This window comes from Ruegeria lacuscaerulensis (assembly GCF_013034745.1).
GTDB classification, from domain to species: domain Bacteria; phylum Pseudomonadota; class Alphaproteobacteria; order Rhodobacterales; family Rhodobacteraceae; genus Ruegeria; species Ruegeria lacuscaerulensis_B.
Map to the genome: position 1 here is coordinate 273,602 of NZ_WQGP01000001.1, position 22,592 is coordinate 296,193.

The following is a 22,592-nucleotide window of genomic DNA, read 5'->3' on the forward strand; positions in this document are numbered from 1 at the left end:
GGCATGGGCACAAGAACAAAAACACTCAGCCAACTGGCCCTGACCGCACGCGGAGGCGCGAATCCCGAAATCACCGGTCTGGCCGTAGACAGCCGCGAGGTGCAGGAGGGCTTTCTGTTCGCTGCCTTGCCGGGCACGCGGGTCCATGGCGGAGAGTTCATCCAATACGCCCTGCGCATGGGCGCGGCAGCGATCCTGACGGATGCCGAAGGGGCCGAGATTGCAGCCGATGAACTGGCCCCATCAGATGCGGCTTTGGTTGTGGTTGAAGACCCGCGCCAGGCGCTGGCTGGATGTGCGGCGCTGTGGTTCGGCGCGCAGCCGCAGACCATTGTGGCCGTAACTGGAACCAATGGGAAAACCTCGGTCGCCACATTCGTGCGCCAAATCTGGATGGAACTGGGCCACGCCGCCGTCAACTTGGGCACCACCGGGGTCGAGGGCGCATGGACCGCCCCGCTAGCCCATACCACGCCCGAGCCGATCACCCTGCATCGCTGTCTAGCTGAGGCGGCCGCAAATGGCGTGACCCACGCCGCGATGGAGGCGTCCTCGCACGGGTTAGAACAGCGCCGTCTGGACGGAGTGCATCTAGTGGCTGCAGGGTTCTCGAACTTCACGCAAGACCATCTGGACTATCACGAAACGTTCGAGGCGTATTTCGCCGCCAAGGCTGGTCTCTTCGACCGGGTGCTGCCGCAAGACGGCACAGTCGTGATCAATATGAGTGACCCCAAGGGGGCCGAAGTTCGCAAGATCGCCAAGGCGCGCGGACAGGAGGTTCTGACCGTTGGGCTGGGCAATGCAGATCTGTGCCTGATGAACCAGCGTTTTGACGCGACCGGGCAGGATTTGCGGTTTTCATGGAAGGGCAAAGTTTTCCAGACGCGCTTGAACCTGATCGGAGGGTTCCAGGCTGAAAACATCCTTCTGGCCTGTGGTCTGGTGATCGCCGGTGGGGAAGAGCCCGAACGCGTGTTTGAAACTTTGCCGCATCTGACAACCGTGCGGGGCCGGATGCAACTTGCGGCGACGCGCCACAATGGAGCGGCGGTGTTCGTTGACTATGCCCATACGCCCGACGCTGTGGCCACTGCGCTCAAGGCATTGCGCCCACATGTGATGGGGCGGCTGATTGCCATTGTTGGCGCCGGCGGCGATCGCGATGCGACCAAGCGACCTTTGATGGGGCAAGCGGCTGCAAACCATGCCGACGTGGTTTTTGTCACCGATGACAACCCCCGCAGCGAGGATCCGGCCGCCATACGCGCCGCCGTTTTGTTGGGCGCGCCTGAGGCGGCTGAGGTGGGCGACCGGGCCGAGGCAATTTTGCGCGGCGTAGACGCGTTGCAACCGGGGGATGCTTTGTTGATTGCGGGCAAAGGGCATGAAACCGGCCAGATTGTCGGCGATCAGTTTCTGCCCTTTGACGATGTGGAACAGGCCAGCATCAGCGTGGCCGCGCTGGACGGGAGGGTGGCATGACGCTCTGGACTGCGGCTGAGGCCGCTGATGCTACAGACGGGCGCGTCACCTGTGACTGGTCTGTGAACGGCGTGTCGATTGACACCCGAACCTTGCAACCCGGCGACCTGTTCGTGGCGCTAAAGGCGGCACGGGACGGGCATGACTTCGTGGCGCAGGCGTTGGAAAAGGGGGCAGGGGCGGCTTTGGTGTCCCGCATCCCCGATGGCGTGGCCGCGGATGCGCCGTTGCTGATCGTCGACAATGTACAGGCCGGGTTGGAGGCGTTGGGCCGGGCAGGCCGCGCACGCACCGATGCGCGCGTGGTGGGTGTGACGGGCAGTGTGGGCAAGACTTCGACCAAGGAAATGCTGGCCAATATTTTGGAAACGCAGGGCAAAACCCACGCCAGCGTCGCCAGCTACAACAACCATTGGGGCGTGCCGCTGACCTTGGCGCGGATGCCGCGCGACACCGAATTTGCAGTGATTGAGATCGGCATGAACCATCCCGGAGAGATTGCGCCTCTGGCCCTACAGGCCCGCCCACATGTGGCGCTGGTGACGACCGTGGCGGCCGTGCATCTTGAAGCGTTCGACTCGGTGGCCGGTATCGCCCATGAAAAAGCTGCGATCTTCGAAGGGCTGGAACCCGGTGGGGCGGCCATCGTGAATGCTGATATTGAACATGCGGGTATCTTGCGTGAGACAGCGCAAAGCTGTGGTGCCGGCATTGTGGAATTTGGGCGCGCGGCGGCAGACTACATTCTCACGGATGTTGAGCAGAGCGCAGACTCCGTTCACGCGACGGCTCAGGTGGGCGGTGACGCCGTCCGTTTCGACGTGCAATCGGCGGGCACGCATTTTGCGATGAATGCCCTGGGTGCTCTGGCGGCCTGCGTCGAGATGGGGGTCGATCTGGACAAGGCGATTGCCGGTCTGCGCCGCTGGTCCCCAGTCAAAGGCCGTGGCGTACGCGAGCAAATCGCGTTGGCTGGTGGTGGTCAGATTGAGCTGCTGGACGACAGCTACAACGCCAACCCGACCTCGATGGCAGCGGCGTTGGACGTTTTGGCAGCCGCCGAAGGTTCCCGCCGCATCGCGTTTCTGGGTGACATGAAAGAGCTGGGTGCGCAGGAATTGCCAATGCACGCGGCTATGGCAGATGTTGCGGCGATGGCCAAGGTCGATCAAGTGCATTGCATTGGTCCGCTGATGAAATCGTTGCACGACGCGCTGCCCGACGACAAGCGCGGGCTTTGGACGGAAACAAGCGCCGAGATGGCCAACAAGCTGCCTGACCTGATCCGGTCGGGGGATGTAGTTCTGGCCAAGGGCTCGCTGAGTATGGCATTGGCACGGATTGTTGACGGGCTGCGTGAAATGGGGCAAGGGAACGCGCTTGAGCCATGATCGCCGCATCAGAAAGGTACTAGGATGCTCTATTGGTTGACCGGCCTATCGGATGGCGGGGATTTCTTTAACCTCTTTCGCTATATCACCTTCCGTGCGGGTGGTGCCTTTATGACAGCGCTGATCTTTGGGTTTATCTTCGGCAAACCGCTGATCAATGTGCTGCGTCGCAAGCAGGGCAAGGGTCAGCCGATCCGTGACGATGGTCCCGAGGGGCATTTTTCCAAGGCGGGAACGCCAACGATGGGGGGCTTGCTGATCGTGGGTGCTCTGGTCACGTCGACGCTGGTCTGGGCGCGGTGGGACAACCCCTATGTGTGGATGGTTTTGTTCGTGACACTGGGCTATGCGGCGATTGGCTTTGCGGATGACTATGCCAAGGTCTCCAAGCAGAACACCAAGGGCGTGTCGGGCAAGATGCGACTGGCTTTGGGTATACTGATTGCGGTTTTGGCTTCGGGCTGGGCAACGCTGCACCACCCCGAGGCGTTGCAGAACCAGCTGGCAGTGCCGGTGTTCAAGGATACGCTGGTCAATCTGGGTATTTTCTATATCCCGTTTGCGATTGTTGTGATCGTGGGGGCTGCGAATGCGGTGAACCTGACCGACGGGCTGGACGGTTTGGCGATCATGCCTGCGATGATCGCGGCCTCGACTTTGGGTGTGATTGCCTATGCGGTTGGGCGGGTCGACTTTACCGAATATCTGGACGTGCATTATGTGCCGGGGACTGGTGAGATTTTCATCTTTACCTCGGCGCTCTTCGGCGCGGGACTTGGGTTCCTGTGGTACAATGCACCCCCGGCGGCGGTGTTCATGGGCGACACGGGGTCGTTGGCCTTGGGCGGTGCTTTGGGGGCGATAGCGGTGGCCACGAAGCACGAACTGGTGCTGGCTGTTGTTGGCGGCCTGTTCGTGGTCGAGGCGCTGAGTGTTATCATTCAGGTGCTGTATTTCAAACGGACCGGGCGACGGGTGTTCCTGATGGCGCCGATCCATCATCACTATGAGAAAAAAGGCTGGGCTGAGCCGACGATTGTGATCCGGTTCTGGATCATCTCGCTGATCCTGGCGATGATCGGGTTGGCGACGCTGAAGGTCCGGTAACGCTCCCGCCTGGTTCGGAGGGCCTGCGGCCCGCCTGCCACCAGTTGGGCCCGGCTCGCGCTGACGCGCGAGCCTTTTGCGTCTCTTGCCAATGCTGGTTTCTTCTGCGCAGTGTGGCGGCGCATTTGGCGGCAGAAGAAGGTGGGCGGCATGATCCCGGTCAAAGGGTGTTCAGGACAAAAAATTGCAGTTCTGGGGCTGGGGCGATCCGGGTTGGCGACCGCGCGGGCCCTGCGGGCCGGGAAGGCTGAACCGATCTGTTGGGATGACAACCCAGCAGCCCGAGAAAAGGCCGAAGCCGAGGGGTTCACTTGCGCTGATCTGCGGCGGCAAGGTGCGTTTGACGATATCGTGAGCCTGATCGTTTCCCCCGGCATTCCGCATCTCTACCCTGAGCCGAACCCGGTTGTTGCGGCGGCATTGGAGGCCGGAGTGCCGGTGGACAATGATATCGGCCTGTTTTTTCGGTCTTTCGCCGGGCCGGAGTGGAACAATTACGACATCCCTCCGCGGGTCATAGCGGTCACCGGGTCGAACGGTAAATCAACGACCGCCGCGCTGATCCATCATATTCTGACTGCGGCCGGGCGAGAAACGCAACTGGCGGGCAATATCGGGCGCGGTGTGCTGGATATCGAGCCGGGGGGCGATGGCTCGGTCGTCGTGCTGGAACTGTCGAGCTATCAGACCGAACTGGCGCGTGCGCTGACGCCGGATGTGGCGGTTTTTACCAACCTGTCGCCCGATCATCTTGATCGGCATGGCGGGATGGGTGGCTATTTCGCGGCCAAGCGCCGCCTGTTCGCCGAAGGCGGACCCGACCGCGCGGTGATCGGAGTGGATGAGAAAGAAGGTGCGTTTCTGGCAGGCCAACTGGCCGAGGGGCCCGCGGATGACCGGGTCATGCGGATTTCGGTCACGCGCAAGCTGACGGGGCCGGGGTGGCAGGTTTTTGCGCGCAAGGGGTTTCTTTCGGAATACCGCAAAGGCCGCCAAACCGGCGCGATTGACCTACGTGAGATCAAGGGTCTGCCGGGTGCCCATAACCATCAAAACGCCTGTGCCGCTTATGCAGCGTGCCGCGCGTTGGGGCTGGCCCCGCGCGTGATCGAAGATGCGCTACACAGCTATCCGGGCTTGCCGCATCGTAGTCAGATCATCGCCGAAGCGAATGGTGTGACCTATGTGAACGACTCGAAGGCCACCAATGTGGACAGTGCGCTCAAGGCGTTGCGCGCGTTCAAGAAGATTCGCTGGATTTGCGGCGGGCTTGAGAAGGAGGGCGGGCTCGATGCCCTGAACGGCGCGAAAGACCATGTTGTCAAAGCCTACGTCATCGGGCGTGAGGCTGCTGGTTTTGCCATGCAGCTTGAGACTGTGGCGCAGGTTTGCACCACCATGGGCGCAGCCGTGGCGCAGGCCTTCGCCGATGCCCAACCGGGTGAGACGGTCTTGTTGGCCCCGGCGGCGGCCAGCTTCGACCAATATGACAATTTTGAACAACGAGGCGACGACTTCACGGCAGAGGTGCAGAAGCGGCTGGCGGACTAAGGATTTGCAATAGACCGCCGGTTGCGCCAAGCTGCGGTGCCATCTGCTTGACGCACCAACATTTTTGGTTTTGCGTGCCACCAAATTCAATGTGAGGTTAAGATTATGTCCTACCGTAAAGTCTCTTTGATCCTGCCCGCTCTGCTTGTTGCGGGGGCCTGCACCAATGTGGGGGCCAATTACCAGCCCGTGGTCGATGGGCCTGTGGGTCCGAACTACAACGCGGATCTGGCCCAATGTCAGGCGTTGGCCCGGTCTCAGCCAGTAGTGGATGGTAACACGGCAGGGGCTGCGGCGATCGGTGCGGCGGGTGTCGCTGGCACCAAGGCTATCATCGACGACAGCGCCAGTGATCTTGGCCGCGCGGCAGTTGCTGGTGCCATTGTCGGTGCAGGGGCCAGTGCGATCAGCAATACTCAGAACCAGGAAGTCATCGTGCGCAACTGCATGCGTGGACGCGGGTACAACGTCGTCGGCTAGGGCCGCGCCATGGGATGTGTTGGCTAACGCGCCGCAATGGCGGTTCCGGCAGCATGGCCCGAGGACCACGCCCACTGGAAGTTATAGCCGCCCAGCCACCCCGTGACATCCACTGCTTCACCAATCGCATAGAGGCCGGGGACATCCCTGGCCTCCATCGTTTTGGACGACAGATCATCAGTGTCGATCCCGCCCAAAGTGACCTCGGCGGTGCGATAGCCTTCGGTGCCTGAGGGGGTCAATTGCCAGTCGGACAGAGCTGCTGATAGATCGGTCAGGGCGACGTCGGATTGATCGGCCAGATTTCCATTCATCGGAAGGTGGTGTTTCAGGTACTCCACCAATCGTGCGGGCAGGTGGCGTGCCAGTTCGGTGGTCAGGGCCTTGCGCCCTCCGACCTGACGCTGATCGCGTAGCAGGTCGAACAGGGGCAAGCCCGGGATCAGGTTGACGCAGATCGCCTCGCCTTCACGCCAATAGGACGACAGTTGCAGCACTGACGGTCCGCTGAGGCCACGATGGGTGAACAACAACGCCTCATCAAAGCTGGTGCGCACGTTCGACAGGCGCGCAGGTACGGACACGCCTGACAGCTCTTTGAACCGGCCATCCGAGAAGGTGAAGGGCACCAGCGCCGCGCGGGTATCCGTGACCCGCAGGCCGAATTGTCGCGCGATGTCATAGGCCAGCCCGGTCGCGCCCATCTTGGGGATGGACTTGCCACCGGTAGCCAGCACCAGATTGCGGCAGGTCAGGTCGTGACGCTGGCCTTCCCGCTCGACCTCCAACGCGAACCCAGCTTCGGTCTTGCGCAGATCGCGAAGACTAGTTTGCACCCACAGCTCGGCCCCGGCGCGCGCCATCTCATCCAGCAACATCTGGATGATCTGCTTCGACGAGCCGTCGCAAAACAACTGCCCTAGCGTTTTCTCGTGCCATGCGATGCCATGGCGACCAACCAGATCAACGAAATCCCACTGCGTGTACCGTGCCAGCGCGGATTTGCAGAAATGAGGGTTCTGCGACAGGAAATTGCCCGGCCCCGCATGCATATTGGTGAAATTGCATCGCCCACCGCCCGAGATGCGGATCTTCTCACCCGGCGCTTTGGCGTGGTCGATCACCAGAACCCGCCCGCCACAATTGGCCGCGCACATCATGCCAGCAGCACCGGCACCCAGGATGATCGTGTCATAGCTCATGCGCGGGGGATGGCTTGGATCAGGGCGAAAGACAAGGCCCCATACGCTGTGTTGATCCGTGCAGGCTTGCAAATCGCCTGCGAGTTCTCGAATGATATGGGATATTTCCCTGTCATCGCACTCCGGATGGAACCGAAATGAACCCGATCAACCTGCAAGAAAAGCTGGCGCAATTCTCAACACATTGGGACCCGCACGTCGTCGCAGACTACAACCAGAATGATGTCATGGTGGTGAAATTCCAGGGCGAGTTTCCGTTCCACAAACATGACACCACCGATGATTTCTTTCTGGTGCTCGAGGGTGAGATGATCATGGATATCGAAGGCCAGCCCTCGCAAACCGTGCGGGCCGGAGAGATCTTTGTGGTTCCCACAGGTGTCGTGCACCGTCCGCGTGCAGAGCGCGAGGTCAAGGTGCTGCTGATCGAACCGAAGGGAGAGCCGAATTCGGGCGATTCCGACCAGCCCGCGGCACCCAAGCCAAGGCTGTGACACTGGTCGTTTTGCCGATCTGCTGGCGTCTCCGCGCTAAGCGGAGATTTTCCTATCTTTCCCTTATTTCCCTAGCCCAAACGGCAAAACCGCTGTAGAGTCTCAATCAGACCCCGAAAACGGGGCGCGAACGAGGCAGAGAGTGGCGGTATCTCATGACTGAGATGGTGTATGGCGCGGTCCAGGACACGCGCGGCGAACCGATTCTACCAAAGTGGTGGCGCACGATTGATCGCTGGACCATGTCCTGCGTTTTGATCCTGTTTGTCATTGGCTTGTTGCTGGGGCTGGCTTCATCGCCGCCGCTGGCTGGGCGCAACGGGTTCGATCCGTTCCACTATGTCGAACGGCAGGCGCTCTTTGGCGGGTTGGCGCTGGTGGCGATGCTGCTGACCTCGATGATGTCGCCCACACTGGTGCGACGTTTGGCGGTACTGGGTTTTCTGGGCGCGTTTGTGGCGCTGGCTTTCCTGCCGGTCTTCGGGACGGATTTCGGCAAGGGCGCGGTGCGCTGGTATTCGCTGGGATTTGCCTCGCTGCAACCTTCTGAGTTCCTGAAACCCGGCTTCATCGTTGTCGCCGCGTGGCTGCTGGCGGCTTCGCAAGAGATCAACGGCCCTCCGGGGCGATTATGGTCCTTTGCGCTCTGTATGGCGATTGTGGCTATGCTGGTGCTGCAACCGGATTTCGGGCAGGCCTGCCTTATCCTGTTTGGCTGGGGCGTGATGTATTTCGTCGCCGGTGCGCCGATGCTGTTGCTGGTCGGCATGGCGGGGGCCGTCGTGTTGGGCGGGATGTTCGCCTATTCGAATTCCGAACACTTTGCCCGCCGCATTGACGGTTTCCTGAACCAAGAGGTCGATCCGACCACGCAGCTTGGCTATGCCACCAACGCGATCCGCGAAGGCGGTCTGTTCGGCGTTGGCGTGGGGGAGGGGCAGGTGAAGTGGTCCTTGCCCGATGCGCATACCGATTTCATCATCGCTGTCGCGGCCGAGGAGTATGGGCTGATCCTGGTGCTGATCATCATCGCGCTTTATTCGCTGATCGTCGTGCGCTCGCTGCTGCGGTTGATGCGCGAGCGTGACATGTTCATCCGTCTGGCAGGCACCGGTCTGGCCTGCATGTTCGGCGTTCAGGCGATGATCAACATGGGCGTGGCGGTGCGCTTGTTGCCCGCCAAGGGCATGACGCTGCCGTTCGTCAGCTATGGCGGCTCGTCCCTGATTGCGGGCGGCATCGCCGTGGGCATGTTGCTGGCCTTCACCCGAACCCGCCCGCAGGGTGAGCTGGGTGACATTCTACGCGGTCGCGGCTGATGCCTTATCTTCTGATCGCGGCAGGCGGCACCGGGGGGCACATGTTCCCCGCGCAGGCGCTGGCCGAGGCGATGCTGCAGAAAGGCTGGCGCGTGCGCCTGTCCACTGATGCGCGCGGTGCGCGCTATACCGGCGGCTTTCCGCATTCGACCGAGATTGTTGAGGCGACTTCGGCCACTTTCGCGCGTGGCGGGCTGGCGGCCAAGGCGCTGGTCGGGCCAAAGATCGCGGGCGGCGTGACCAGCATGGCGATGCAAATGATGCGCGACCGCCCGGACGTGGTGGTTGGCTTCGGTGGCTATCCTTCGATCCCGGCGCTGGGGGCCGCGACGCTGCTGAACATTCCGCGCATGATCCATGAGCAGAACGGCGTGTTGGGTCGGGTGAACCAGCTGTTTGCCAAGCGCGTGGCGCAGGTGGCCTGCGGGGTCTGGCCCACGGATTTGCCCGACGGCGCAAAGGGCGTCCATACCGGCAACCCGGTGCGCGGCGCGGTGCTGGAACGTGCCGCGGCAGGCTATATCCCGCCCGGAGACTACCCGATGTCAGTTCTGGTGATGGGTGGCAGCCAGGGTGCGCGTATCCTCAGTGATGTGGTGCCCGGCGCGCTTGCGGCGCTGCCGGAAGACCTGCGTGCCTATATCCGCGTGGCGCATCAGGCCCGCGACGAAGACGGCGAACGCGTCACCGCGTTTTACGCCGACCATGGCATCAGGGCCGAGGTTCTGCCCTTTTTCGATGATGTCCCTCGGCGCATGTCCGATGCGCAGCTGGTGATCAGCCGCTCGGGCGCGTCCAGTGTGGCCGATATCTCGGTCATCGGGAGACCCTCGATCCTTGTCCCCTTTGCCGCCGCTGCGGGCGACCATCAAACCGCCAATGCGCGCGGGCTGGTGCAGGCGGGTGGCGCGATCATGATCCCCGAAAACCTGCTTGACGTTGCCGCGCTGACCGAGCAAATCACCGCCGTTCTGACAAACCCCGAGGCCGCACAAAAGATGGCCCGTGCCGCCCTATCGACCGGAGCCCCGGACGCGACCGAGCGTCTGGTTCACCTTGTCGAAGAGCTGGCGCAGAAGGAGACCCCATGAATCCAGCCACCAAACTGCCGCAAGACGTAGGGCCGATCCACTTCGTTGGCATCGGCGGAATTGGGATGTCGGGCATTGCCGAGGTGCTGCTGAATCTGGGCTACCGGGTGCAAGGCTCGGACCTGAAAGCTTCCAAGATCACCGACCGTCTGGCCGGTTTGGGGGCCGAGATTTTCGTGGGCCAGCGCGCCGAAAACCTTGAAAACGCAGCCGTCGTTGTGGTCTCCACCGCGATCAAGCCGGGTAACCCTGAATTGGACGGCGCCCGCGCGCAGGGCCTGCCGGTGGTGCGCCGCGCCGATATGCTGGCCGAGTTGATGCGCCTGAAATCCAACATCGCCATCGCCGGAACTCATGGCAAGACCACTACGACCACCATGATGGCCGAGCTTATGGTGGCGGGCGATTTCGACCCCACCGTGATCAATGGCGGCATCATCCATGCCTACGGGTCCAACGCGCGGATGGGACAGGGTGAATGGATGGTGGTCGAGGCCGACGAATCCGACGGCTCGTTCAACCGCCTGCCTGCAACCATTGCCATCGTCACCAATATCGACCCCGAGCATATGGAGCATTGGGGTGATTTCGACCGGCTGCGGGATGGGTTTTACGAATTCGTCTCGAACCTGCCCTTCTACGGTCTGGCTGTGTGCTGCACCGACCATGCCGAGGTGCAGACGCTGGTGGGCCGCATCAGCGACCGCCGGGTGCGCACCTATGGGTTCAACGCGCAGGCCGATGTGCGGGCCGTGAACCTGACCTATAAGGGCGGCGTCGCGCATTTTGATATCCAACTTCAATACGAAGACACGGTGATCGAGGGCTGCACACTGCCTATGCCCGGCGACCACAATGTCTCGAACGCTTTGTCCGCTGTGGCTGTGGCCCGCCATCTGGGCATGAAAACCGCTGAAATCCGCGAGGCGCTGGCCAATTTCGGTGGCGTCAATCGCCGCTTTACCAAGGTCGGCGAGGTCGATGGTGTTACCATCATCGACGACTATGGCCACCACCCGGTTGAGATTGCCGCCGTGCTGAAAGCCGCACGCCAAGCCAGTGATGGGCGTGTGATCGCCGTTCACCAACCGCACCGCTATTCGCGCCTGTCGAACCTGTTCGAGGATTTCTGCACCTGTTTCAACGACGCCGACGTGGTCGCAATCGCTGATATTTTCGCTGCGGGTGAAGACCCGATCGAGGGCGCATCCCGCGATGATCTGGTGCAGGGCCTGATCCGCCACGGTCACCGCCACGCCCGTGCTCTGCTGGATGAAAACGATCTGGAACGTTTGGTCCGCGAACAAGCCCGCCCTGGTGACATGGTCGTTTGCCTCGGGGCCGGGACAATCAGCGCCTGGGCCAACGGTTTGCCGGACCGTTTGCAACGTAAACAAGCTGTGTGACGCAGGGAACCAACTTGACGCTCGACTGATTTGAGCGTTTGCAGCCGCGAAACAACGTCCTCGGAGGGGCGCATGGTAAATTCAGTGGTGTTTGCGGGACTTTGGGTGATTGCCTCGACCATCGTGGCGATGTTGCCGTTGCGCCTGCAGTTTCCGCCCGGCGTTGTGCTGTTCGTCAGTGCCCCTGCGCTGATCGTCTGGTTGGGCCATGATTTCGGCTGGTTCGTTTCAGTGCTGGCCTTCGCGGGGTTTGCATCCATGTTCCGTAGACCGATCCGCCACTACTGGCACCGTTGGACCGGGCGGGAGGTTCAGGAATGAATTGGTCAATCGCGCTGGCTGCGTTGTGGGGAATCGCCGCGAATGTGCTGGCGATGATCCCCAGCAAAGACAACCACTGGACCCGCGCCTATGTCCTGATTGCGGTGGGGATTCCGATATTGGGCTATGTCACCTTGCAGAACGGCCCGTGGATCGGACTGTTGGTGCTGGCGATGGGTATGTCCGTGCTGCGTTGGCCGGTGATTTATCTGGGGCGCTGGATACGTCGGATGCTCGGTTCGGCTCAGTGACAGATACGGCTTGCGCGGAGGAAGTAAATCCGCGTAGGAACCCGAATGACATCTCTTCCAGAACCCCGTGGCAAGCTGACCCAGAACCGAGCGTTGAACGACCTGACATGGCTTCGTGTCGGCGGTCCAGCAGATTACTTGTTCCAACCTGCGGATATCGACGATCTGAAAGGGTTTCTGCGCGACCTGCCCGCAGATTTCGACGTGTTCCCCATGGGTGTTGGGTCAAACTTGATCGTCCGGGATGGCGGCTTGCGCGCCGTGGTGATCCGGCTAGGGCGCGGGTTCAACGGGATCGAGATCGCAGGTAACACCGTTACAGCAGGTGCCGCGGCGCTGGATGCGCATGTGGCGCGCAAAGCGGCAGATGCGGGGGTGGACCTCACGTTTTTGCGGACCATTCCGGGCTCGGTCGGTGGGGCGGTGCGGATGAACGCGGGCTGCTATGGCAGCTACACGGCGGATGTGCTGCGCAGAGCCACCATTGTCACGCGCCAGGGCGAGGTCGTGGACCTGACGCCGCAGGACCTGAACTTCCGCTATCGCCAGTCGGATTTGCCCGATGGGGCGGTGCTGATTTCGGCCACGTTCGAGGGACCCGCGGGTGATCCACAAGCGCTGCATGACCGGATGGCGGCGCAATTGCAAAAACGCGATGAGACCCAACCCACAAAAGACCGCAGCGCAGGTTCGACCTTTCGCAACCCAGCTGGGTTTTCCTCGACCGGACGGGCGGATGACGTGCATGATCTGAAGGCGTGGAAAGTGATCGACGATGCCGGAATGCGCGGGGCCACCAAAGGTGGCGCACAGATGAGCGAGAAGCACTCCAATTTCCTGATCAACGCTGGCGGTGCCACTGCCGCTGACCTTGAAGGTCTGGGCGAAGAGGTGCGAAAAAAGGTTTACGAAACAAGCGGCATCACGCTAGAGTGGGAAATCATGCGGGTCGGAGATCCGTTGAAAGAATAAAGCCCCAACCGTCAGACCAAAACAGGCAAATTCAGGCGACGGATCAAAGGCATAAACGCAGTACGGACCACCACATAAGGTCCGGGGACATTGAGGCGCTAAGTGGGTAAGTCGAGCAGGACACACCCCAAAGTGGCGGTATTGATGGGCGGCCCCTCGGCGGAACGCGAGGTGTCTCTCAGCAGCGGGCGCGAATGCGCAGCCGCCCTAAGGGGAGAAGGCTTTGAAGTGGTCGAACTGGACGCGGGTCCCGACCTTTCTGCGCGCCTGTCGGAAATCAAGCCAGATGTGGTTTTCAACGCGCTGCATGGGCGCTGGGGCGAAGACGGCTGTGTGCAGGGCTTGTTGGAATGGATGCGCCTTCCGTACACGCATTCCGGGGTGCTGGCCTCGGCCTTGGCGATGGACAAACAACGCAGCAAAGAGATCTACCAGACCGAAGGTTTGCCGATCGTTCCCAGCGTGATCCTACCCAAGCAACAGGTCGCGGCATCCCACGCGATGGAGCCGCCCTATGTGGCCAAACCGAACAACGAAGGTTCCAGCGTTGGGATCTATATTGTCTCGGAAGGTGCGAATTGCCCGCCTCGTCTGTCCGACGACATGCCAGATCATGTGATGGTCGAGAAATACATCGCAGGGCGCGAGTTGACTGTTACCGTGATGGGCGACCGCGCCTTGACCGTGACCGAGATCATGACCGATGGCGGCTGGTATGACTATGACGCCAAGTACAAGCCCGGCGGCTCGTGGCATGTGCTGCCTGCCGACATCCCGCAGGATATCTTTGACCGCTGCATGGACTATGCACTGAAGGCCCATAGTGCCTTGGGGTGTCGGGGTGTCAGCCGCACCGACTACCGCTGGGATGACAGTATGGGTGCGGACGGTCTGTTCCTGTTGGAAACCAACACCCAGCCGGGCATGACACCGACCTCGCTGGTGCCCGAACAGGCCGAGCATTGCGGCATGAGTTTTGGACAGCTTTGCGCCTGGATGGTGGAGGACGCCTCATGCGACCGCTAAGAGCCACCCGTGCCCCCGTCATTCGTCGGACCACGCAGCCGTCCGGCCCTGATGCTGATTTTGCATCGGGCGAACGGCACGATACGCAGCCCAAGCTGCGGCTGGGCGGGGTTAAGCTGTTTGGCCGTAAATCGCAGAGGTTCGATCCGGCGCCATCGCGGCTGAGCTACCGTATACAACGTTGGATGCTGACACCGAGTATTCGGCGCGGGTTGAAGTACGGCCTGCCTGTGTTTGCAGTCTGCGCGGCCACTACGCTCTATTTCAGTGCTGAAGATCGGCGTGAGGCCGTTGTGGCCTATGTCAACGACATCAAGACCTCGATCCAGCAGCGACCAGAATTCATGGTCAATCTTATGGCGATCGACGGGGCAGGCACCAACCTGTCCGAAGATATCCGTGAGGTCGTGCCGCTGGATTTTCCGATCAGTTCCTGGGACCTGGATGCCGAACAGATCCGCGACACGATTACCGGGCTTGATCCGGTTAAATCCGCCACCGTTCGGATCCGCCCCGGCGGTATCTTGCAGGTGGATGTGGTCGAGCGTCAGCCCGTCGTGGTTTGGCGCACGCGCAGCGGTACCGAGTTGCTGGACGAAACCGGCGCACATGTGGAACGAATCGCCTCGCGCAAGGATCATGCGCATCTGCCACTAATTGCAGGTAAAGGCGCGGATGGGCATGTCGACGAGGCACTGCAACTTCTGACAACCGCCCGCAGCCTTGGTGCGCGTGTGCGCGGGTTGGTACGCATAGGCGAGCGCCGCTGGGATTTGGTTCTGGATCGCGGCCAGCGCATCATGTTGCCCACCGAACGTCCCGTGCGCGCGCTGGAGCATGTGTTGGCGGTGAACGAAGTGCAGGACCTGTTGGAACGTGACGTGGCCGTTGTGGACATGCGCCTCGGCCAGCGTCCGACGATACGAATGACCAAAGCCGCCAGCGACGACTGGTGGGGTACTAAAACCGATGTGAGTAGCAGGCAGTAACGACCATGATGACCGATCTTTATCAGTCCCAACGGGCCATGCGGCAGATGCGCAGGCAGGCAATGCAGCGCGGTGTCGTGGCCATTCTGGATGTTGGCAGCTCGAAGATTTCCTGCCTTGTGCTGCGGTTCGACGGTGCTGGTCGTCTGCATGAAGATAGCGGGATCGGGTCACTGGCCGGCCAGACCGGGTTCCGGGTGATCGGCGCGGCGACGACTCGGTCACGCGGGGTGCAATTCGGTGAAGTCACCGCGATGCAGGAAACCGAACGGGCCATTCGAACCGCCCTGCAAGCGGCGCAGAAAATGGCCGAAATTCGTGTCGATCATGTGATCGCCTGTTTCTCTGGCGCGAACCCTCGGTCCTACGGTCTGGATGCGCAGGTCGATCTGGAAGGGCAGGTGGTCAGCGAGGCCGAGGTCGGTCGGGTGCTGAACGCCTGCGATGTCCCTGACTATGGTGCCGGCCGCGAAGTGTTGCACGCGCAGCCTGTGAATTTTGCCTTGGACAACCGCTCGGGTTTGATTGATCCGCGTGGCCAGATGGGGCAGTCGCTGGCCGTCGATATGCATATGCTGACCGTGGATGCGGTTGCGATCCAGAACATCGTGCGCTGCATAAAGCGGTGTGACTTGGAACTGGCAGGGATCGCGAACTCGGCCTATGTGTCGGGGATTTCTGCACTGGTCGAGGATGAGCAAGAGCTGGGCGCGGCCTGTATTGACATGGGTGGCGGCACCACCAGCATGTCTATCTTCATGAAAAAGCACATGATTTTCGCCGATTGCGTGCGCATGGGTGGGGATCACGTGACCAGCGATATCTCGATGGGTCTTGGCGTACCTGCGAATGTGGCCGAACGGATCAAGACCTTCAACGGCGGCGTTCACGCGACCGGGGCGGATGACCGCGACCTGATCGACATCGGTGGCGATACCGGCGATTGGGAACATGACCGCCGCACCGTCAGCCGGGCCGAGTTGATCGGCATCATGCGTCCCCGAGTCGAAGAAATCCTCGAGGAAGTCCGCATTCGTCTGGACGCCGCTGGGTTCGACCATCTGCCTAGCCAACAGATCGTTCTGACCGGTGGCGGTAGTCAGATCATGGGGCTGGATGGGCTGGCAACTCGGATCCTGGGCCAGCGCGTGCGTTTGGGCCGCCCATTGCGCGTACATGGTTTGCCGCAATCGGCGACGGGGCCAGGATTCTCATCCGTGGTGGGGCTCAGCCTGTTTGCGGCGCATCCGCAGGATGAATGGTGGGATTTCGAGATTCCCGTCGATACCTATGCCGCACGCCCGTTCAAACGCGCCGTGCGCTGGTTCCGTGACAATTGGTAAACTCCTGATCGCGGCGCTGGTTGCCGCGATTCCGGCGTCTGTCCGCGCGCAGACCCTGATAACGCCCGAGGCGTTTCTGGATGCAGTGCAAGGCAAGACGGTCCGATTCCATCTTCTGCCCGGCGGTGGCCTGGTCGGCACCGAAGAGTTCCTGAGTCCGAGTCTCTCAGTCTGGCGGATGGAGGGTAGAGGTTGTGTCTACGGTCATATTACCACCCCTGATGGTAAGGTTTGTTTCCTATATGACGACGATCCTGATGGTCTCCCCGTGTGTTGGTGGCCGTTTGTCTACAATGATCGTCTGATGGTGCGTTTGGCGGAAATTACGAACGGTGAAATTCAAGAGGTGCGTAGCATCTCGGACGACAGTCTGAATTGTCCAAGTACTCCTATTGGTTGAAGAATTCCCTTGCGGAGAGGCGTCGAATCCAGCAAGATATCCACAAGGCCCGTCAGAGGCCCTATGCGAGGACCCGAGCAGGTTTCCGCACCCTAAAAAAACGATTCAATCGCAGTCCGCGCAACCGCCTGCGGCCCTCGTGCAGGGGTATGTTTTGTGCTGGATTGAGTTCATTCCGCAACATCTGGCAAACAATACGAAATACCGGCGGATTATGCCTTAATTCCTCCATATTTTGTGGAGTCTGACGATTTTTGGCGTGACCTTTGCGGTTTCGGTCGGTAGGATTGTTTAAGGATAGGTAAGAAAAACACCGCGTTGGCGGAGCATATAAACAGGCGGACAGAAGCATGACATTGAATCTTTCGATGCCCGGGCACGATGAACTGAAGCCTCGGATTACGGTATTTGGCGTAGGCGGCGCAGGTGGTAACGCCGTCAATAATATGATTGAAAAAGAGTTGGATGGCGTGGATTTCGTCGTCGCCAACACTGATGCGCAAGCTTTGCAGCAAAGCCAATCCTCGGCACGCGTGCAGCTTGGCGTGAAAGTCACCGAAGGTCTGGGAGCAGGGGCGCGCCCGACCGTTGGCGCAGCTGCCGCCGAAGAGAGCATCGAGCAGATCGTCGATCATCTGGCAGGCGCGCATATGTGCTTCATCACTGCCGGTATGGGCGGCGGAACCGGTACAGGTGCGGCTCCGATCATCGCGCAGGCCGCGCGTGAGCTGGGCGTTCTGACGGTGGGTGTTGTGACCAAACCCTTCCAGTTCGAAGGGGCCAAGCGGATGCGTCAGGCCGAAGACGGTGTTGAGGCGCTGCAAAAGGTTGTCGACACGCTGATCATTATCCCGAACCAGAACCTGTTCCGTCTAGCGAATGAAAAGACAACATTCACCGAGGCATTCTCGATGGCCGATGACGTTCTGTATCAGGGCGTTAAAGGCGTAACCGACCTGATGGTGCGTCCCGGTTTGATCAACCTCGATTTTGCCGATGTACGCGCCGTGATGGACGAGATGGGCAAGGCGATGATGGGCACCGGCGAGGCCACCGGCGAAGATCGCGCGGTTCAGGCCGCCGAGAAGGCGATTGCCAACCCGCTGCTGGACGAGATCAGCCTCAGGGGTGCCAAAGGCGTGCTGATCAACATCACCGGCTCGCACGACCTGACCCTTTTCGAACTGGACGAAGCCGCCAACCGCATCCGCGAGGAAGTGGACCCCGAGGCCAACATCATCGTCGGCTCGACCCTGGATACCGCGATGGAAGGTGGCATGCGCGTGTCGGTCGTGGCCACTGGCATCGACGCCACTGAGAAATCCGAGGACGTGCCGGTTGCACGCCGTTCGATGTCGGCTCCACTGACCCGCACGGTTTCAGCAGAAGAAGAAGCGGCTGAAGAAGAAGCCCCGGCAGCGGTTGCCGAACCGGTCGAGGCCGAGCCCGTGCGTGAACCGTCGCTGTTCGAGGCGACAGAGGAGCCATCTGAGCCCCGTTTCCAACCTCAGGCTGAACAGGACGATGATGGCCTGCCGCCTCCGGCTTATCAGCCACGTGTCGCCGAATTCGAGCCGACGCCCGAGCCGGTTGAGCCTGCTCCGGAAAGCTATGCGCCGCAGCCTCAGCCTGCAGCAGGCACTCCGTCGCCCGAAGCATTGCAGCGTCTGCAAGCCGCTGTACAGAACGTCCCTACGGGGGATCGCAGCCATATGGCATCGCGTCCGCAGCCCGCTCCGGCGCCGCAATCCGAGGCGGATCGCCCGCGGTTTGGCTTCAACCGTCTGATCGACCGGATGACCGGTCATGCGGCGGATACACCGGCCCAACCGCAGCGTCAGCCGCCCGTGATGCGCCAGTCTGATGCCACGGCGCCGGCCCATGATCAGGCCGATCCCGAGCAGGAACGGATCGAAATTCCGGCCTTCTTGCGCCGTCAAGCCAACTGACCGCGGTAACAAAATGCGTAAAAAGGGTTGCCTAGTGGCGGCCCTTTTTCGTTTCAAAACAACAGCATGCCCCGATGTAAGCAGGGTTTTGCCGATCTGTTACATTCATGTTTCATTCGGTTACAAAGAGTGAGTTGAGCCTTTCGCCTGCGTTCCTTAACTGAATGCCCAACACGGCTAAAGCAGGCCGGACACCACTCACCGAGGCCCACATTGCAACATACGCTCAAATCTCCGATCACGTTTACCGGTGTCGGGCTGCACAGCGGCAAGCCTGCAAACATGGTTCTCAAACCGGCAGCCGCCGGTCATGGCATTTGGTTCAAACGGACGGATATTGATCTGGGCAATGCGCTGATCCCTGCGATTTACGACGTGGTGGAGCGGACCCCGCTGTGTACGCGTCTGGTGAACGAGGCGGGTGTGTCGGTATCGACGGTCGAACATATCATGGCAGCGCTGGCGGGTTGTGGTGTTCACAACGCACTGATCGAGATTGACGGTCCCGAAGTGCCGATCATGGATGGGTCTTCGATCGAATTTGTACGCGGGATCATGACCAAAGGTGTGCGCCGTCAGGCCAGCCCGGTGTTGGCCTATGAGGTGCTCAAGCCCGTTTCTGCCTCGCGTGAGGGGGCCAGTGCGTCGATTGCGCCTGCGGACGGTCTGATCATTGACTTCCACATCGATTTTGAAGATGGCGCCATTGGCCGTCAGACCAAAACGCTGGACATGCGCAACGGATCGTTTGCGCGGGAACTCAGCGATTGCCGCACCTTCTGCCGTCGCATAGATGTTGAAGCGATGCGCGAAAACGGTCTGGCCCTGGGTGGCACGCTAGAAAACGCCGTGGTGGTTCAGGGGAACGAGGTTCTGACGCCGGGCGGGTTCCGTCGCGCAGATGAGGCTGTGCGCCACAAGATGCTGGACGCGTTGGGGGATCTCTACCTCGCGGGCGGTCCGATTCTGGGTCGTTTCACCGGCGACAAGTCCGGCCACTCGTTGACCAACACATTGCTGCGCACCCTCTTCGAGACACCTGGTGCAGTGCGACCGATCCTGTGCACGGCCGAACAAGCCGCGCGTTTGCCCGGTCAGGGCCTGATCTGGGACGAAATCCCGGCTGTCGCCTGATTGGATCAACTCTGCGTACAATTCCGGTGCTGGCTTTACTAAGGCGTTTTGCCCCGGAATTATATGTGCTAAACCAAGCCTAAATCCGGGGTTCGCTCCGACAAGTAATACAACAAGGATAGGCGGAATGGGTGGCACCAGGGCGGCGGTCAGATTCGCGGGCGCGATTCTTCTGACAGCAGTTTTGTCAGCATGTGGCGGCCAAGGGGCCGACCGCAGCCAGAACCTTGAGGGGTTTACCCCCGAGCAAATTTTTACACGCGGTGAGTTTGAGCTGTCGCAGAATCGCTCGGACGATGCGGCGTGGTATTTCTCGGAAGTCGAGCGTCTTTATCCCTATTCGGATTGGGCGAAGCGCGCGCTGATCATGCAGGCGTTCTCGTATCACTCGGACAAGAACTACGAAGAAAGCCGCGCTGCTGCGCAGCGCTTCATCGACTTCTATCCGGCGGATGAAGATGCGGCCTATGCGCAGTACCTTCTGGCGCTTAGCTACTATGATCAGATTGACGAGGTCGGGCGCGATCAGGGTCTGACCTTTCAGGCATTGCAATCTCTGCGCACGGTGATCGAAGTCTATCCGGACAGCGAATACGCGACCTCTGCCGTTCTGAAATTCGATCTGGCCTTTGATCACCTGGCGGGCAAGGAGATGGAGATCGGGCGTTATTATCTACGTCAGGATCACTATACGGCGGCAATCAACAGGTTCCGCGTTGTGGTCGAGGATTTCCAGACCACCTCTCATACCGCCGAGGCGCTTTATCGTCTGATCGAGTCCTACCTGTCCTTGGGGCTGGTGGATGAGGCGCAGTCGGCCGGTGCGATCCTTGGGTTCAACTACCGCTCGTCGGAATGGTATGATGCGGGCTACAAGCTGCTGACATCGCGTGGGCTGAAACCCAGAAGCCTGGGCAACAACTGGCTGAGCCAGATCTACCGCCAGACCGTCAAAGGTGAGTGGTTGTAATCGTCATGACGAACGGCGTGGGACGCTAAGACCCGATGCTGCGCGCCCTTGATATCCGCGACATGCTAATCATCGACCGGTTGGAACTGACCTTCCAACCGGGCCTGAACGCGTTGACCGGTGAAACCGGTGCGGGCAAGTCAATTCTTCTGGATTCGCTGGGCTTTGTGCTGGGCTGGCGCGGTCGCGCCGAATTGGTCCGTCAGGGTGCTGCGCAGGGCGAGGTTGTGGCCGAGTTCGAGCTATCGGACGATCATCCCGCCCACGCCATTCTGGCCGAGGCCGGATTGCCCAGCGGCGAGGAATTGATCCTGCGCCGCGTGAACACCGCCGAGGGGCGCAAGACCGCGTGGGTCAATGACCGCCGCTGCTCGGGCGAGGTGTTACGGGCGTTGTCTGAGACATTGGTTGAGTTGCACGGTCAGCATGATGACCGAGGCCTGTTGAACCCGCGCGGGCATCGGGCGATGCTGGATGACTATGCCGGGGTCGCGGATGATCTGGCCTCGGTTCGTGCGGCCTGGAACGGGATGTCGCGCGCGCGGAAAGCGTTGGCCGAGACCGAGGCTGCCTTGGCCGCTATGCGCGCGGAAGAGGAATTCTTGCGTCACGCCGTGGCAGAGTTAGACAAGCTGGACCCACAACCGGGCGAAGACGCCGAACTGGACGCCCGCCGCCGCATGATGCAGGGAGCCGAGCGCATACGAGACGACGTGGCGCGGGCCTTTGACCTGCTGGGCGGAGACGGGGCTGAAGGCGCCATGTCCGACGCAGTCCGTTGGCTGGAAGGCGTATCCGACAACGCGGGCGGTCAGTTAGAGGAACCCATCGCCGCGCTTGGCCGCGCCCTGATCGAACTGGGCGAGGCGCAGGATGGCGTCAATGTCTGCCTACAAGCTTTGGACTTCAACCCCGCAGAATTGGAGCAGGCCGAGGAGCGTCTGTTCGCCATCCGCGCACTTGGCCGCAAACATGACGTGGCCCCCGATGATCTGGGCGCGTTTGCCGATACGCTACGTGAGCGTCTGCACAAACTGGACGCTGGTGATGCCGATCTGGCTGATCAGCGTGCTGCGGTTGAGGCTGCGCAGGCTGCCTATGACAGGGCTGCGACAGCGCTTAGTAATGCGCGCCGGCAGGCAGCGGGGCAGTTGGATGCGGCTGTGATGGCCGAGCTTGCGCCGCTCAAGATGGAACGAGCGGTGTTTCAGACCGAAATATCTCCCACTGATCTCGGCCCCGAGGGCGCCGACGCAGTGGCCTTTACCGTTGCCACCAACCCCGGCGCACCTTCGGGTCCGCTGAACAAGATCGCCTCGGGTGGAGAGCTCAGCCGCTTCCTGCTGGCGCTCAAGGTCTGTCTGACCGGCGAAGATAGCGCCCGCACGATGATCTTCGATGAAATCGACCGCGGTGTCGGCGGGGCAACTGCCGATGCGGTGGGCCGCCGTCTGGCCTCGCTTGCGCAGGGCGGGCAGGTTCTGGTCGTGACGCACTCGCCTCAAGTAGCTGCGCGTGCGGCACATCACTGGCGGGTTCAAAAACAAGTCACCGAGGGGCAAACTCTGTCGACCGTCATCCCGTTGGCCGACCCGGACCGGGTGGATGAGATCGCCCGCATGGTTGCAGGCGACACCATCACGGACGAGGCGCGCGCCGCCGCGCGTGCCCTGTTGGACGCATAGACCTTCTCACCTGCGCGATCCCGCTT

The 22,592-nt window shown here is 61.0% G+C and carries 21 protein-coding genes; 20 read left to right on the forward strand and 1 reads right to left on the reverse strand.

Annotated elements, in window-relative coordinates; genetic code table 11:
- Nucleotides 1-3: 3 nt before the first annotated feature.
- The 5 genes from GOV79_RS01380 to GOV79_RS01400 all read left to right on the forward strand — a co-directional run bounded on the left by GOV79_RS01380 (nt 4) and on the right by GOV79_RS01400 (nt 6,014).
- Nucleotides 4-1,485, forward strand: a complete 1,482-nt coding sequence (locus GOV79_RS01380; RefSeq protein WP_170788323.1) for a UDP-N-acetylmuramoyl-L-alanyl-D-glutamate--2,6-diaminopimelate ligase — start codon at nt 4-6, stop codon at nt 1,483-1,485.
- Nucleotides 1,482-2,876: a UDP-N-acetylmuramoyl-tripeptide--D-alanyl-D-alanine ligase gene (locus GOV79_RS01385; protein WP_170788324.1), complete on the forward strand. Its 1,395-nt coding sequence runs from the start codon at nt 1,482-1,484 to the stop codon at nt 2,874-2,876. The genes GOV79_RS01380 and GOV79_RS01385 overlap by 4 nt, the downstream gene beginning before the upstream one ends.
- A 24-nt stretch (nt 2,877-2,900) precedes the next feature.
- Complete coding sequence (mraY, locus tag GOV79_RS01390) at nt 2,901-3,983, forward strand: phospho-N-acetylmuramoyl-pentapeptide-transferase (protein WP_170769207.1); 1,083 nt, start codon at nt 2,901-2,903, stop codon at nt 3,981-3,983.
- Nucleotides 3,984-4,133: 150 nt separating this feature from the next.
- Entirely contained in the window at nt 4,134-5,534 is a 1,401-nt protein-coding gene (gene murD / locus GOV79_RS01395) for a UDP-N-acetylmuramoyl-L-alanine--D-glutamate ligase (RefSeq protein WP_170788325.1), read from the forward strand.
- 105 nt (nt 5,535-5,639) lie between these two features.
- Nucleotides 5,640-6,014, forward strand: a complete 375-nt coding sequence (locus GOV79_RS01400) for a glycine zipper family protein (protein ID WP_170769209.1) — start codon at nt 5,640-5,642, stop codon at nt 6,012-6,014.
- 23 nt (nt 6,015-6,037) lie between these two features.
- Here the strand turns inward: GOV79_RS01400 and GOV79_RS01405 are convergent, their stop codons facing one another.
- Nucleotides 6,038-7,216: a BaiN/RdsA family NAD(P)/FAD-dependent oxidoreductase gene (locus GOV79_RS01405; protein ID WP_170788326.1), complete on the reverse strand. Its 1,179-nt coding sequence runs from the start codon at nt 7,214-7,216 to the stop codon at nt 6,038-6,040.
- Nucleotides 7,217-7,353: 137 nt separating this feature from the next.
- Here GOV79_RS01405 and GOV79_RS01410 point away from each other — a divergent pair, with 137 nt between their 5' ends.
- The 15 genes from GOV79_RS01410 to recN all read left to right on the forward strand — a co-directional run bounded on the left by GOV79_RS01410 (nt 7,354) and on the right by recN (nt 22,566).
- Nucleotides 7,354-7,710: a cupin domain-containing protein gene (locus tag GOV79_RS01410; RefSeq protein WP_170784119.1), complete on the forward strand. Its 357-nt coding sequence runs from the start codon at nt 7,354-7,356 to the stop codon at nt 7,708-7,710.
- A 155-nt stretch (nt 7,711-7,865) separates the two neighbouring features.
- A complete protein-coding gene (ftsW, locus tag GOV79_RS01415; protein ID WP_170788327.1) occupies nt 7,866-9,029 on the forward strand; it encodes a putative lipid II flippase FtsW in 1,164 nt (387 codons plus the stop codon).
- The gene (locus tag GOV79_RS01420; protein ID WP_170352555.1) at nt 9,029-10,120 is read left to right on the forward strand and encodes a UDP-N-acetylglucosamine--N-acetylmuramyl-(pentapeptide) pyrophosphoryl-undecaprenol N-acetylglucosamine transferase; all 1,092 of its coding nucleotides are present in this window, start codon (nt 9,029-9,031) and stop codon (nt 10,118-10,120) included. Before ftsW ends, GOV79_RS01420 begins: the two co-directional genes overlap by 1 nt.
- Nucleotides 10,117-11,526, forward strand: coding sequence for a UDP-N-acetylmuramate--L-alanine ligase (murC, locus tag GOV79_RS01425; RefSeq protein WP_170788328.1), 1,410 nt, complete (start codon nt 10,117-10,119; stop codon nt 11,524-11,526). Before GOV79_RS01420 ends, murC begins: the two co-directional genes overlap by 4 nt.
- Before the next feature lie 72 nt (nt 11,527-11,598).
- A complete protein-coding gene (locus GOV79_RS01430) occupies nt 11,599-11,847 on the forward strand; it encodes a DUF2484 family protein (protein ID WP_170788329.1) in 249 nt (82 codons plus the stop codon).
- On the forward strand, nt 11,844-12,098 hold the full coding sequence (locus GOV79_RS01435; RefSeq protein WP_170784125.1) for a DUF2484 family protein: 255 nt from the start codon (nt 11,844-11,846) through the stop codon (nt 12,096-12,098). Before GOV79_RS01430 ends, GOV79_RS01435 begins: the two co-directional genes overlap by 4 nt.
- Before the next feature lie 45 nt (nt 12,099-12,143).
- Nucleotides 12,144-13,070 carry a UDP-N-acetylmuramate dehydrogenase gene (gene murB, locus GOV79_RS01440; protein ID WP_170788330.1) on the forward strand — a complete coding sequence of 309 codons (927 nt, stop codon included), beginning with the start codon at nt 12,144-12,146 and terminating at the stop codon, nt 13,068-13,070.
- Between the two features lie 102 nt (nt 13,071-13,172).
- Entirely contained in the window at nt 13,173-14,096 is a 924-nt protein-coding gene (locus tag GOV79_RS01445; RefSeq protein WP_170769218.1) for a D-alanine--D-alanine ligase, read from the forward strand.
- The gene (locus GOV79_RS01450; protein ID WP_170788331.1) at nt 14,084-15,085 is read left to right on the forward strand and encodes a cell division protein FtsQ/DivIB; all 1,002 of its coding nucleotides are present in this window, start codon (nt 14,084-14,086) and stop codon (nt 15,083-15,085) included. Before GOV79_RS01445 ends, GOV79_RS01450 begins: the two co-directional genes overlap by 13 nt.
- An 8-nt stretch (nt 15,086-15,093) precedes the next feature.
- Nucleotides 15,094-16,428, forward strand: a complete 1,335-nt coding sequence (gene ftsA, locus GOV79_RS01455) for a cell division protein FtsA (RefSeq protein ID WP_170788617.1) — start codon at nt 15,094-15,096, stop codon at nt 16,426-16,428.
- Complete coding sequence (locus GOV79_RS01460) at nt 16,415-16,828, forward strand: hypothetical protein (RefSeq protein WP_331252248.1); 414 nt, start codon at nt 16,415-16,417, stop codon at nt 16,826-16,828. Before ftsA ends, GOV79_RS01460 begins: the two co-directional genes overlap by 14 nt.
- A gap of 350 nt (nt 16,829-17,178) precedes the next feature.
- Complete coding sequence (gene ftsZ, locus GOV79_RS01465; RefSeq protein WP_170788333.1) at nt 17,179-18,777, forward strand: cell division protein FtsZ; 1,599 nt, start codon at nt 17,179-17,181, stop codon at nt 18,775-18,777.
- Between the two features lie 213 nt (nt 18,778-18,990).
- Nucleotides 18,991-19,911, forward strand: a complete 921-nt coding sequence (gene lpxC / locus GOV79_RS01470; RefSeq protein ID WP_170784136.1) for a UDP-3-O-acyl-N-acetylglucosamine deacetylase — start codon at nt 18,991-18,993, stop codon at nt 19,909-19,911.
- Nucleotides 19,912-20,038: 127 nt separating this feature from the next.
- Nucleotides 20,039-20,881: an outer membrane protein assembly factor BamD gene (locus tag GOV79_RS01475; RefSeq protein ID WP_170769223.1), complete on the forward strand. Its 843-nt coding sequence runs from the start codon at nt 20,039-20,041 to the stop codon at nt 20,879-20,881.
- Nucleotides 20,882-20,916: 35 nt separating this feature from the next.
- The gene (gene recN / locus GOV79_RS01480; protein WP_170788334.1) at nt 20,917-22,566 is read left to right on the forward strand and encodes a DNA repair protein RecN; all 1,650 of its coding nucleotides are present in this window, start codon (nt 20,917-20,919) and stop codon (nt 22,564-22,566) included.
- Nucleotides 22,567-22,592: the final 26 nt, after the last annotated feature.

What these genes read in the sequence shown, in the direction of transcription:
- GOV79_RS01380 (WP_170788323.1), top strand. Translation starts at nt 4, where the DNA reads ATGGGCACAAGAACAAAAACACTCAGCCAACTGGCCCTGACCGCACGC.
- GOV79_RS01385 (WP_170788324.1), top strand. Translation starts at nt 1,482, where the DNA reads ATGACGCTCTGGACTGCGGCTGAGGCCGCTGATGCTACAGACGGGCGC.
- mraY (WP_170769207.1), top strand. Translation starts at nt 2,901, where the DNA reads ATGCTCTATTGGTTGACCGGCCTATCGGATGGCGGGGATTTCTTTAAC.
- murD (WP_170788325.1), top strand. Translation starts at nt 4,134, where the DNA reads ATGATCCCGGTCAAAGGGTGTTCAGGACAAAAAATTGCAGTTCTGGGG.
- GOV79_RS01400 (WP_170769209.1), top strand. Translation starts at nt 5,640, where the DNA reads ATGTCCTACCGTAAAGTCTCTTTGATCCTGCCCGCTCTGCTTGTTGCG.
- GOV79_RS01405 (WP_170788326.1), bottom strand. Translation starts at nt 7,216, where the DNA reads ATGAGCTATGACACGATCATCCTGGGTGCCGGTGCTGCTGGCATGATG.
- GOV79_RS01410 (WP_170784119.1), top strand. Translation starts at nt 7,354, where the DNA reads ATGAACCCGATCAACCTGCAAGAAAAGCTGGCGCAATTCTCAACACAT.
- ftsW (WP_170788327.1), top strand. Translation starts at nt 7,866, where the DNA reads ATGACTGAGATGGTGTATGGCGCGGTCCAGGACACGCGCGGCGAACCG.
- GOV79_RS01420 (WP_170352555.1), top strand. Translation starts at nt 9,029, where the DNA reads ATGCCTTATCTTCTGATCGCGGCAGGCGGCACCGGGGGGCACATGTTC.
- murC (WP_170788328.1), top strand. Translation starts at nt 10,117, where the DNA reads ATGAATCCAGCCACCAAACTGCCGCAAGACGTAGGGCCGATCCACTTC.
- GOV79_RS01430 (WP_170788329.1), top strand. Translation starts at nt 11,599, where the DNA reads ATGGTAAATTCAGTGGTGTTTGCGGGACTTTGGGTGATTGCCTCGACC.
- GOV79_RS01435 (WP_170784125.1), top strand. Translation starts at nt 11,844, where the DNA reads ATGAATTGGTCAATCGCGCTGGCTGCGTTGTGGGGAATCGCCGCGAAT.
- murB (WP_170788330.1), top strand. Translation starts at nt 12,144, where the DNA reads ATGACATCTCTTCCAGAACCCCGTGGCAAGCTGACCCAGAACCGAGCG.
- GOV79_RS01450 (WP_170788331.1), top strand. Translation starts at nt 14,084, where the DNA reads ATGCGACCGCTAAGAGCCACCCGTGCCCCCGTCATTCGTCGGACCACG.
- ftsA (WP_170788617.1), top strand. Translation starts at nt 15,094, where the DNA reads ATGACCGATCTTTATCAGTCCCAACGGGCCATGCGGCAGATGCGCAGG.
- ftsZ (WP_170788333.1), top strand. Translation starts at nt 17,179, where the DNA reads ATGACATTGAATCTTTCGATGCCCGGGCACGATGAACTGAAGCCTCGG.
- GOV79_RS01475 (WP_170769223.1), top strand. Translation starts at nt 20,039, where the DNA reads ATGGGTGGCACCAGGGCGGCGGTCAGATTCGCGGGCGCGATTCTTCTG.
- recN (WP_170788334.1), top strand. Translation starts at nt 20,917, where the DNA reads ATGCTGCGCGCCCTTGATATCCGCGACATGCTAATCATCGACCGGTTG.